Source organism: Endozoicomonas sp. SCSIO W0465 (assembly GCF_023716865.1).
Classification (GTDB): Bacteria; Pseudomonadota; Gammaproteobacteria; order Pseudomonadales; family Endozoicomonadaceae; genus Endozoicomonas.
This window is the reverse complement of record NZ_CP092417.1, coordinates 2,250,404-2,262,612: the sequence shown is the minus strand read 5'-3', so window position 1 is coordinate 2,262,612 and position 12,209 is coordinate 2,250,404. Positions and strand designations below refer to the sequence as shown.

Here is a 12,209-nt window from a genome sequence, read left to right as displayed (position 1 = left end):
ATTCAATAGCCGCAGCATCTCAGGTGCTGCACAAGCGCTAAAGTCAGGATTAAGCTCAATAGGCTCTGAGCTGAGCAACATTCCGAACCCTCTTTATTATCTAGTTCTCGTCCAAAAACACAACCAATTGAAAACTGTAGATTTTATCCTGAAAAATTAAGTGGAGCCCTACTGCTATCTGGCGACTAAACTTCCCAAGAGCAAGAAACATAAGGGATTGCCAAAAACAGAGGACTCCAAATGCGCAAAAAACGCAACCCGCAGTGTAGTATGGAACTCCATTACGTACCTCATGAAATCTGCTCCCAGCTTTCCGGTATCTCGCAATGGCTTGACGCCCATCCACAGTTCAATGACTGGATTTATGAGGACTTAAGTTCTGGTGATAAACAGAACACTGGGCGGAACGGACTATCAGCAGAATCCGTTCTTCGTGCGGCACTCCTGAAACAGTATTTGAATTGTGATTATGACTACTTGTCGTTTGTTTTGATGGACTCCATGCTCTTTCGAGACTTTTGTCGCCTCGAACCAAACCAGCGCCCCAGTCGCTCCAGTTTGCATGGGCTCATCAGCCTTCTTACTGCATCTACATGGGAACGGATTAATAACTGTCAGCTAATGACCGCTAAAGATCAGGGTATTGAAAAAGGGCGCACTGTGGCTATTGACAGCACAGTCACCGAATCGGATATCAAACCTCCTTGCGACAGTGATCTTTTAGCCAGTTCCGTTAAAGAAATTTGTCGGCTGCTGGAACGGGGACAAACACTGACAGCGACACCGCTTTATGAATATACCCATCACAACCGAGCCGTAAAAGATGCGGCCAGAAAATGCATCTACGCTGGCAAAGAAGAGCGGCATCAGCATTATAAAAAACTGCTGCAGTTGACCCGAAAATCCCGGAAGGTACTTATCGAAGCTACTGTCACGCTAGCAAACGCCCGTCAGCAGGGGCAGTGTCTCCTGGCTGATGATGCCGACAAGTGGCAGGCCGATGTGGATCACCTGTTACCCCTGGTGGATGCAATAGTCTCCCAGACAGAGCGCAGGGTCTTTAAGGGTGAAAAGGTGCCAGCCCAGGAAAAAGTGGTTAGCCTGTATGAACCCCATACGGATATCATCGTAAAAGACAGGCGGCAAGTACAGTATGGCCATAAACTGAACCTGGTTCAGGGAAAAAGTCGATTGATCCTGGACCTGGTTATTGAGGAAGGTAACCCAGCGGATTCGGACCAATTCATTCCGATGATGGAAAGACAAAAAGAAATTTATGGTCGTGTACCTCGCCAGACAAGCGGTGACGGCGGATACGCGTGTCGCGCTAATTTGGAAAAAGCCAAGGCCATGGGAATCAGCGATGTAGCTTTTAATAAGAAGCGCGGACTTGAAGTCGAAGAGATGACTAAAAGTCAGTATGTGTATAAAACGCTCTTTCGCTTCCGGGCAGGTATTGAAGCGGGAATTTCGTGGCTAAAGAGATGTTTTGGGCTATCACGTTGCCACTGCAAGGGTTCTGAGCGTTTTGATTCTCATTGCTGGTTATCGGTGGTCTGTTACAACCTGGTGATTCTGGCCAGACACCCGGCACCATCCTGATAGCCACCTCCACGCTACATGAAAGTACCTTTCCAGCATGGTGGGAGGATGTTTTCTGCCTGCTTTTCGCGTTTTTCTCCAATATCCGTCCCAGATTAGAGAAAAAAAGGGAAGAGTTTTTGCGGCTCTCTGGAATTTCAGGAAATATCAAAACGCACGTACAATCTAATTATGATTGCCTGATGCGTTTTTGGACGAGAACTATCTAAGCCAATATCCCGGCAAGATTCTGGCAACAGCCCTCCTGTCTAGCCGAAGTGTTACAGATGCCAACCCTTTGCCTGATAATTCCAGCTCTCTACAGCTCAGGCCAACACCACCCATTAAAGACTGGAGTAACAGTACATTCGACAGCGCTGATTCTGCGGTTGAGTCATCTGGTCTGCAATCAGCACCTTTATTGGAAATCGAAAAGGATGGCGGTGAAGCGGCACATCAGGCTTTGGTTAACTCTCTGAACAAGGAACACGATCAAATAGATAATGATTCTTTGGATAGCACTGTTAGAAATAGACGGTCAAACCGCAAGAAAAATAGCGGATCGACTACTGTTGCTCTGGTAAAAGATCATAATCGACCGCTGCAGGAAAACGAACTGACCATGGATGGTCAATTTGCCAGAATTGGCAATCCAAATCCCTCAAGGTTGATGCAGAAATTTGCTATGAGGGAAAAAGAGATAATCTATCGTTTTGAACTTAAAGACTTTCGTGACAACACTCTCAGTAAAACAGGTGGGCAAAATAATTGCCCCCCTGACCATAGCGATGATAAGCGATGCAAGGGAAGAGTAGAGCTAACCAGCTGCTTTTTTAAGGAAGGTGAAGTTCCGGCAGGTTATTCAGACAAGAAACTTGCTTTTTTAAAGGAATCCAAGGCGTATCTTAACAATTGCCCGAATTCTGTGCCCATGGGTGGTGTTTTTTCTGTTTCAATGGATGTAAATGTAGAAACATTGGGAGAAGCAATTATTTTCCAGATTCATGGCAAGCCCGACCGTTGGTTATACCGAAGTGAAGCGGGTAAAGAAACCTATTTGCTCTCACCTGATAGCTCAAAAAAAGCCTATAAGGCACTGGTTGCCGATAACATGAAATTTGAACAACATGAAATAAAGAACTCGACAGTATCCGGTCACTGCGAACCTGTACTTAAATCCTATTGTGAGAACTGACAGGCTCAGCCTTATCGCGCTTCCATTAAGCTGGCGATGGTCATCAGCAAGCGTCTTTGTCACCAGTCAGATCCCCCGATCCTCCCACAGGGGATTTTCACCCATAAGTTTGTTCCTATCTCGGGTGTACCAAGACAAACACAAATCAACAGGCTCTGAATTCTATTAGAGAGCCAATCGTGGGTATGCTGCTACAGATCGGGGTAGTCAATGGTTACGCCGGTAACAACGCTGTTAGTGTTTCTGACCATAAATTGAACTATCCTCCAACTGTTTTAACGGCAGGAGTATCCGTTTGATACCCTGTGTTCCTGTTTCTCTTCTGAGTTTAGGGAGGAAGGAAAGATGCTTACTCCTGCAAACAAGAGCATCAATAACTGCCAGTTTCATGCTTTTCTGCGTGACGAGCAGTACATTGTCACAGATGCATTCAGTCGACGCATACAATCTGTAAAAACGAACGACGACCTGATCATCAAGCGGGTAGATGATCGACCAGACATGACAACCTATGACATTTTCAGAAGAAAGACTCGCAGCGATATGGATTCTGATGAACAGTGCAGAATGACCTTATTACCCTCTCCTGTGATAGAAAGCAGTTCAGCTGACCGTGCATTGACTATAGAGCCTGTAGAAAAAACATGGTTTACAGAAGCTGCCAAAGTCTCTGTCAGGGACAGGGGCGGTGTGGAAAAGTCGCTGGGTATTTTACTGATGGTCAACCCGGATAATGTTCACTTGATAAAGCATTATCTATGCATGGAGGACAGCCCTGAACAACAGCCTGAACAATACCCTGAACAATACCCTGAACAACAGGAAGAAGGGATCTTTCAACTGCTGGAAATGTTGCCTGCTACTTGCAGACAGCATCATTTATACAGCCATTATGGCATTAAAGGATTGCCGAAGCCCGCTGCCGGTGTTGATGTTAGTGTTGCCAGTGATTCTGACCCAACACTGGGCCACTGGCCTTTACTTGATGGCCTGGGTGAAAAATACATTACGCCAGTCTCTGGTCTATTAAAAAACGTGCTGCAAGATATAAGCAGCCTGACCGGTACCATTGCTTCCATGCATGAGCAAGGGGTTGCCCATGGTGATATCCGACTAAAGAACCTGCGTATCATTGATGGCCAGTTGGGGCCGGGCAATACAGAACGTTTCAGTGTGGTTGGCGAGTGCTCGGGAACGCGTCAATCAGGAGAAAAACGCTTTATTTTTTATAATAATGCCTGGCATGCACCAGAACTCCGGTTCCCCGGGGCTTATGCCGGGACCCGTGCCGGGTTTGCCTCCTGGCAATACGTTGCTGCAAGCAAGGAGGGGGATATATGGTCATATGGCCTGTTGCTGGCAGTGATGATCTGTCATATCACGGGGGGAGAAGAGGTGCTTTGTAAAGCGGGCATTTTGCAGCAATCCCTGGCGGACTATATGAAGTCTTCCAACTTATATAAATCCGATGACGTAGATAGGGCGGTTGCTAATGAAGCGGCAGCAATACAAAAAGCAGGTTACGGTACCCGATATCTGTCTGAGCCGAAAGGGTTGTTGAAACTGAACCTGCCGACTATGAAAAAAGCGGTTTCCGGGGCTGTGGAAACCGAATTATCCGATGGCGATAAGAAAAAGCTCTGTCAATTAGTGGCTTTGGTCGAACGGTGTACAGACATTGATCCAAAGCAGCGCCCCACCGCAAAAAAAGTGCTTGAGGGACTGTATGTGATCATGGAGAAAAAGGCGAAAGGCAGACTGAGAAATTAAGCCACTTTTCAAGGCGTGAAGAACATACTGGCTACGATCCAACCTCCTTGCGCCAGGCTACTGCTTGAATATCCGGATCAGATTTTAATTGTTCGCTGAGATATTGGTAAATGCTGGCATTTCGTGAGAGCAGCGGCAAGACAAAGACCTTATCATTTTTAAGAGACTCAGTAGCAAAAAGCATCGCTTTAGGATTTTCCTTAATGATTATCCTCAACAGAGCTTCATTGTTTTTTACTAACGGCCCGGCACAATCAAAGGCATACACAATGTTTCTGGTAGCCGACAAAACCACATCATAGTCATTTTTGAGATCTGAACTGGCGTAACCGAGTGCGTTACCAGCATTATTGACGGCAAGCATAACCAGCGATTTATCATTTTTAAGCCGATTGCTGGCATGATCTAATAAAATTCCATTCTGTCCTAATGCAGACTTGGCTATTTCAATATCATCCTTAAATTCTTCGGAGATATACATGAATATCATTGGGTTTTTCTGAACCAGGAAAAGCACCAGATCCCGGTCGTGATCTAAATCAAAATCCTCACGCAAGAGTTGAGTAAAAAGGTACCCAGAGACTCTTTCAATAGCCATATGAACACACAGTTCCTTTATAATTCTGGCGGCATCATCCGGTTCAAGGTGGCTGGTAGCAGCGCTAAATAATCGGCGAAGTTCTGCATTAGCATTCGGCCCCCCATATTTAGCAAGCCAATCATTAGCTTTACTAGCCATTTCAAATAAAAGCCTGTATTCGCTATCCAGATAATCGAAGAACGTATAATCATAATGCCATTCTGGCGGCATACATCGCCTAATGATTGCATCTAAAACCAGGCAGTGTTTGTATATCCAGTGATTGGTAGAGTCATTCAGATCGTTTTGGCACTTTTTTACTAAGGTGTCAAAACACCACTTTTCTGCACATAAACCAAGATAAAATTTGTTGATTGATACATCCATGCAGGTCAGCCCTGACAGAATGGTCACCAATTTTACAAAGCCTGCTTGTAATGCCAATGTCGAATTCACCTGGGTGAATTCTATAATTAACTTTCCAGCGCTTTGATTAAAACTGATCGCCATTGGCCGTGAACTGCCATCAATTGATGCGCAACGGAGTGTCTGGACCAAAAACCAGAAACGCTTCAATTTACCCTGTAAATGAGGTTTTTCCTGGCTAAAATCATCAGAGATATCGAGACGAAGTGTGCGGCCTTTGCCTCCTTCGGCCTGTTCTAGCATTTTAATGGTGCAAACATGATTCCCGAGCACAGCATGAATACAAGCGGCATCCACCATGTTCAGCATGCCGAGTGCTATCTGATTGGGTCTAATTCCTATGTTGAGTTTGGTCAGTACCGATATGCAATGGTCAGTTAATAGCCCGGAAGCACCCTGAGGGAGAATATTAATCAGCATTCTACCTTCGGCAATTTCAGTCGTTTGTCCCTGACCGGATGCTTCAGCCACCGGAGCAAGCGCGCTGACAAATCGCTGATGAAGCCAGTAGATCAGATCGTGAGCAGAACGGATATCACACACGTTTTTGGGTTGGGTCAGTTTTTGTAATGTATCCTGCAAGGTCTGACAATCCCTCAGCCATTGTCTGAAACTCGCAGGCCGGGCCGGTAATTCCTGATCAGTGGCCAGCGGCATGACCACTTTGGTGCACAGGTCATCAATGGAATCCTTCAGGCATTGCCATTTTGCTTCAAGGCGCGGTAGTTCATTGATAAAGGACTGGACTTCGCAGGGTCTGGTACCCGGTTGAGACGCGGTGGCCAGATCTAAAAAGCGCTGATAACCGGATACAAACCGTTGCAAGTCCTGTTGCAGCCGGCGAACCTCCAAGCCAAGTTGTCGCAATAGATCCGATCTGTTGGCTGACATGCTGATGGCTTTACTTCGCCCCGGGCCAAGGCAGTGGCTGAATAATCGGTCAGCATGAAAATAGTCCAGCAAACGGTTATTTTGTCGGTTCAGCCAGCCAAAACCCTCGTCAACCCGGGTAAAGTCAGGAGGTTCTGCAGGGTTAGATATGGTTGAACCGATAGTATCCTGACCGGAAGTGATACTCCTGGCCTGCCAGTAGGCAGATTGGTCGCCTGTTAGCAAATAGGCTCCGGGGTTGTCAGCAAAGCTGCCTGCCACCAGTGTTACCGGTTGCCCGCTGACTTCTGTTAATGCCTCAACATACTGCGATCCAGCCAGGAGACAGGGAATACCCGCCTGACGCAGGGTGATGGCAACATGATCATTGGTTCCTCCTTGTCTGAATACAAAGCCGCCCACCTGTTGCAAAATATCAGGGGCCAGCATCCAGTCACTGGCATGATCGGCAAACAGAATGGCACCGGGAGGAAACGGTTCCACGGTTACCGGTTCGCTGACCACCCGGGCTACACCACTGCAGCAACCTTCACTCACCATGACACCTTCCGCCAGTGCCATGGCTGGGGCTCTTGCAGAGAAACGGGCACTGCCCGGCAGCTGGGTCACTGGCCGGAACTGGAACAGGTAAAGTTGCTGCTGGTCATCGACGCCGAACTCGATATCCACCGGGCAACAGGCAATATTCTCCAGCTGTTCTGTATAGCGCTGCAGTTGGTTCAATGTCGCGTCAGCAAGCATAATATCTTTCGCATCTGTGGTTGCCGTGATGCTCCGTTCGATATAACCCGCTTCACTGGTCTCTTCACTGGTCCCTTCAACGCTGTTTTTTTCCAGGACAAACTGTGTGGTAATGTCTCCCGGGGTAAATTCGCGATCTGGTTCTTTGTTTTTATCATTGCGCCTGATGGCATAGCGATGGGGGCGAATGCCTGAGTCTCCGGAGACTGCCCCCCTCGGTTGACCCGGTGCATATTCCACCTGAATGGTATCGTCCTGCAGGGTTGAGTGGCTGATCACTACCCCCCCCCACTGGCAATGGATGCATTGCTGCATGATCAGCGCAATGGGTTTTACCCGCCCGTTGGGGCAGACTTCAGGTCGGTAAGCGGACGACAGGACCTGCAGGCAGGTTTTCAGGATATCGCCGCGACCATGAACCCGTGAATCGAATCGACCCGCCTGGGCATCACCGAAGCGGTCTTCATCCACGCCGGAACTACGGATGATACAAGCACCCTTGGATTGTTGCCGGAAAGTGGCGTAGCGATGACGAATTTCCCGGGCAGCACTGATATTTTTGACATGCTGGTAGCAAGCCTCGCTGGCAATAAATCCGGACAAACCCTTTAGCCATTCTGATTGTTGCTGACGGGGGAGCTCGGTAACGATCCTGCGCAATTGTTCCAGACTGCATGATTCCCGGCTCCACTTGCCTATATCTGGCAGAAAAGGCAACAGGCATTTTGTGGGGAAAGGGTGTTGCGCCAGAGTAGCGATCAGGGTTGTGTCAACCACCGTGAAGGGTGGAACCGGGATGTCGGCCTGGCGCATAACGTGCAGAAACCCACCCTTGCCGCCCACAAGGGCCCGTTGCAAATCTGTTGTGGGTAGAGAGACGGCAGGTTGCGATTCATGATTGGCAGACGAGCGATTACTCAGATATTCGATATCTCGAGTGGAAAGGAGGGCTGTATTGTGTGAATTATCCGCCTTAGACCGCTTACAAAAAGGCACATCGCAATCAGCAGAGTTGACAGAGCGAGCGAATGAAGGTGCTGCGTAGCAATGATTCGGCCTTGCAGGCTCTATCAGAGTGATGCCTGATGTAGTTGTTAATTGCATGCTTTCCATGGCTTTGAATTCCTTCCCACTATTGTTAGTTGTTGATTCTACTAGTGCAGAAAAGCGCTAATACCCATACAGCCAGCCCCCTCGTTCCCATGCTCTGAAGGTTGTCACAAAACCCTCCGGACATCTCGTTCCCACGCTCTGCGTGGGAATGCATACCGATCCCGCCACAAATACCAAACTCGCATGAAGCCCCCGAAAACCCTGCCAGGCATTGGTTCTTTCTCATGCTGCCAGATCCGTATGCATTCCCACGCAGAGCGTGGGAACGAGGGTTTCGCGACACCCTCGGGACCGTGGGAACGAGGTGCTTGTGTATGTATAACAACGCTTGACTGCAATAGATATCTGACCAGTGCTTTTGAAAAAAGTTTCAACAAATATGACGGCCAGGGAGATTCTCTGGCCTTGGCCGGGGGTTAACGCCTGCCAAAACACTTCGGAAAACACCTACAAAACAGTATTTCACCAGGCTCACGCTGCTAATTGCACAGTCTGTATGACTTTCCCTGTCAGTAACTCCTGACTTCCCAATGAAAACCGGGGTCTGTTGTGATTATTTACGTTTTGTCAATATTGCAGAACACATCACTTTAGTAGATCATAGCCACCAACAAACACTACATATAGTGTCCATCAAACAAAAAAACCACCACCTGTAGATATTTCACCCGGATAGGTGCAATATCTGATTACTCGATCAGCCCGGAGACCCACCATGACTGAGATCATCAAACGCGATGGCTCACGCCAGCCTTTTGATGCGCCGCGCATCATAAAAGCCGTTGCCAGTGCCCTGAATGATGCTCAGATCAAAGACCATGACTTTGCTGAGTATGTGGCGAAAAAAGTAGCCAACACCGTGGCGGGTCAGGAACTGGTGGATATCTATGATATTCAGGATCAGGTGGAGCACCTGATGATGAGCAGCGAATACCATAACGCTGCCCGTAAATACATTGAGTACCGTCAGACCCGGGATATTGAACGTGAGTCACGCAACGCCTTGAGCCGGGACATTCTCAGCATTATCAATCAGGATAATGAAGAGCTGCTTAACGAGAACGCCAACAAGGACAGTAAAATCATCCCGACCCAGCGGGACCTTCTGGCCGGTGTCGTCGCCAAACACTACGCCAAACAGCATATTCTGCCAAAGCACATTACCGCCGCCCATGAACGTGGCGAAATCCATTACCACGACCTGGACTACGCGCCCTTCTTCCCGATGTTCAACTGCATGTTGATCGATATTGAAGGGATGATGACCAACGGTTTCCGGATGGGTAATGCGGAAATTGAAACACCCAGGTCAATCACTACGGCAGCGGCCATCACGGCCCAGATCATTGCCCAGGTTTCCAGCCATATCTATGGCGGCACCAGCATCAACGAGATTGACCGCATTCACGCACCTTACGTTCGCAAAACCTTTGAAAAGCACCTGCAGCAGGGTATGCGCTGGATTGGTGATGAACAAAAAGCCCGTGAATACGCCATGGAAATGACCGAGAAGGACTGCTATGACGCTTATCAGGCTTTGGAATATGAAGTTAATACCCTGCATACGGCAAATGGCCAGACGCCCTTTGTCACCTTTGGCTTTGGCCTGGGGACCAGCTGGGAAGAGCGCCTGGTGCAGAAGTCCATTCTGAACAACCGGATTCGTGGTCTGGGCCGAAACTGCAAGACTCCGGTCTTTCCAAAGTTGGTATTTGCCATCAGAAAAGGGGTGAACTTCAATCCTGAAGATCCGAACTACGACATCAAACAACTGGCACTGAAGTGTGCCAGCAAGCGGATGTATCCGGACATTCTCAACTATGACAAGCTGGTTGAAGTGACCGGAAGCTTTAAAACCCCTATGGGCTGTCGTTCATTCCTGGGCGTTTATGAAGAAGACGGCAAGATGATTCATGATGGCCGCAATAATCTGGGAGTCGTTTCACTCAACCTGCCCCGCATCGCGATTGAAAGCAAGGGCAGTGAAGAGACCTTCTACCAACTGCTGGAACAGCGTCTGCAGCTGGCCAAGGAAGCGTTGATGACCCGTATCCAGCGCCTGGACAGCGTACGTGCACGAGTAGCGCCCATTCTCTATGTTGAAGGTGCCTGCGGTGTTCGCCTGAAGCCAGACGACAAGATCAGTGATATTTTCAAAAATGGTCGTGCATCCATCTCACTTGGCTACATCGGTATCCATGAGACGATCAATGCCCTCTATGGTGGAACGAGCACTGGTGGAAAGAGCAGCGATGAAAAAAGCAGTGCTACTGATCTATACGACAGTGAAGAGCTTCGCCAGAAAGCCGTTGCCATTGTAGAAACCCTGCGTGCGGCGGTGAATGAGTGGAAACAGGAAACTGGCTACGGCTTCAGCCTCTATTCAACCCCAAGCGAGAGCCTGTGTGACCGTTTCTGCCGGCTGGACAGAAAGAAATTTGGAGTGATTGAAGGTGTGACCGAGAAAGGGTACTACACCAATTCTTTCCATCTGGATGTGGAAAAGAAAGTCAACCCGTACGACAAGGTCGACTTTGAGCAGGTATACCCCAAGCATGCCAGTGGCGGCTTCATCTGTTACGGTGAGTACCCGAACATGGCCAACAACCTGAAGGCACTGGAAAACGTTTGGGACTACACCTACGACAAAGTCCCATACTACGGCACCAATACACCGAATGACTCCTGCTACAGCTGTGGTTATGAAGGCGAGTTCAATGCCACCAGCCGCGGTTTTGAATGCCCGCAGTGCAAAAACCGGGACTCTGACAAAATGTCCGTGACCCGCCGTGTCTGTGGTTACCTGGGCCAACCCAACAGCCGACCGTTTATCAAAGGGAAACAGGAAGAAGTGGTTCGCCGGGTTAAGCACCTTTGATAAGGTATCGATGAACCATCAATAAACGATCAATGAACTATCTCCAGTACTATCCAATCGACGTCGTCAATGGTGAAGGTACCCGCTGCACTCTGTTTGTCAGTGGCTGTGAGCATTTCTGCAAAGGCTGCCATAATGCCACCAGCTGGGATGCCTGCAAGGGAACCCCTTTTGACCAGGCCATGGAAGACCGGATTATTGCAGATCTGGGGGATATCCGTATCAAGCGGGACGGGTTGTCGCTCTCTGGTGGCGATCCGCTTTTTCCAGGCAATCTTTCCGGCATACTGAAGCTGGTCAAGCGGGTAAAAACCGAATATCCGGACAAAAATATCTGGCTATGGACTGGCTACATTCTGGAAGAGTTCAGTAGTGCTCAACAGGACGTTGTGCAATACATTGATGTGCTGATTGATGGACGCTTTGAGCTGGACAAGAGAGATCTTTCACTGCCATGGCGAGGCAGCAGTAATCAACGGGTGATCCATCTCAACCGACCTTTAATTCAATGTTTGTGTCAGGTCTGATCCTTCCCGCTCACGCAGAGCGTTATGTTCCCCTGCGCAGCCCGCATTGTGCAACTTGTTCTTTGATACTGTTCTTTATCTTGTTTGTATCGAGATTTCGATATTGAAATGGGTCTGTTTTGATAGGATATATCGAAATATTCTTGCATTATTCCGATGGCTGTCTGTGTTTCTGAAACACAAGAAAAAACCCGGATCATCGGAGCGCCAACTCCTACCGGGTTTCTCTGTATAGCAATGAGCTACTGCTCAGCAGGCATTACAGCAATGATTTCGTTTGCGTACACAATCGGGGTGATGAAAATGGTTCGTGTGCAAATAAATACCAAAGGACTCGGCAATCTCAATTCGACACAGAAATTTTTACTGGTTGTGCTGGCGACCTTTGCAAATTCGGAAGGTGAATGCCGGCCAAGTCAAGGGGTGCTTTCAGACGGAGTTAACACCCTTCTCATCAGACTCAATTTATACTCCGGAGCATTCTGCCTGATAAGACAACCTCCTGCT

Annotated in this window: 6 protein-coding genes; 5 read left to right on the top strand and 1 reads right to left on the bottom strand. The window is 48.3% G+C overall.

The genetic code is table 11. The annotated features are described in order from the left end of the window. Positions 1-240: 240 nt before the first annotated feature. The 3 genes from MJO57_RS09800 (at position 241) to MJO57_RS09790 (ending at position 4,546) form a co-directional block, all read left to right on the top strand. The gene (locus tag MJO57_RS09800) at positions 241-1,602 is read left to right on the top strand and encodes an ISNCY family transposase (RefSeq protein ID WP_252017318.1); all 1,362 of its coding nucleotides are present in this window, start codon (positions 241-243) and stop codon (positions 1,600-1,602) included. Between the two features lie 190 nt (positions 1,603-1,792). Further along, a complete protein-coding gene (locus tag MJO57_RS09795; RefSeq protein ID WP_252024944.1) occupies positions 1,793-2,776 on the top strand; it encodes a hypothetical protein in 984 nt (327 codons plus the stop codon). A gap of 345 nt (positions 2,777-3,121) precedes the next feature. Then, complete coding sequence (locus MJO57_RS09790) at positions 3,122-4,546, top strand: hypothetical protein (RefSeq protein ID WP_252024942.1); 1,425 nt, start codon at positions 3,122-3,124, stop codon at positions 4,544-4,546. Between the two features lie 31 nt (positions 4,547-4,577). On the opposite strand, the gene MJO57_RS09785 is transcribed toward MJO57_RS09790, so the two are convergent. Further along, positions 4,578-8,297, bottom strand: coding sequence for a DUF4116 domain-containing protein (locus MJO57_RS09785; protein ID WP_252024940.1), 3,720 nt, complete (start codon positions 8,295-8,297; stop codon positions 4,578-4,580). 676 nt (positions 8,298-8,973) lie between these two features. Here MJO57_RS09785 and nrdD point away from each other — a divergent pair. Together nrdD and nrdG are read left to right on the top strand one after the other, a co-directional pair. Then, entirely contained in the window at positions 8,974-11,175 is a 2,202-nt protein-coding gene (nrdD, locus tag MJO57_RS09780; protein WP_252024938.1) for an anaerobic ribonucleoside-triphosphate reductase, read from the top strand. Between the two features lie 32 nt (positions 11,176-11,207). Further along, complete coding sequence (gene nrdG, locus MJO57_RS09775; protein ID WP_252024936.1) at positions 11,208-11,702, top strand: anaerobic ribonucleoside-triphosphate reductase-activating protein; 495 nt, start codon at positions 11,208-11,210, stop codon at positions 11,700-11,702. Positions 11,703-12,209 lie beyond the last annotated feature (507 nt).

Bases quoted from the DNA above. Each gene is read 5' to 3' on its own strand.
- nrdG (WP_252024936.1), top strand. From the start codon at position 11,208: ATGAACTATCTCCAGTACTATCCAATCGACGTCGTCAATGGTGAAGGT.
- MJO57_RS09785 (WP_252024940.1), bottom strand. From the start codon at position 8,297: ATGGAAAGCATGCAATTAACAACTACATCAGGCATCACTCTGATAGAG.
- MJO57_RS09800 (WP_252017318.1), top strand. From the start codon at position 241: ATGCGCAAAAAACGCAACCCGCAGTGTAGTATGGAACTCCATTACGTA.
- MJO57_RS09790 (WP_252024942.1), top strand. From the start codon at position 3,122: ATGCTTACTCCTGCAAACAAGAGCATCAATAACTGCCAGTTTCATGCT.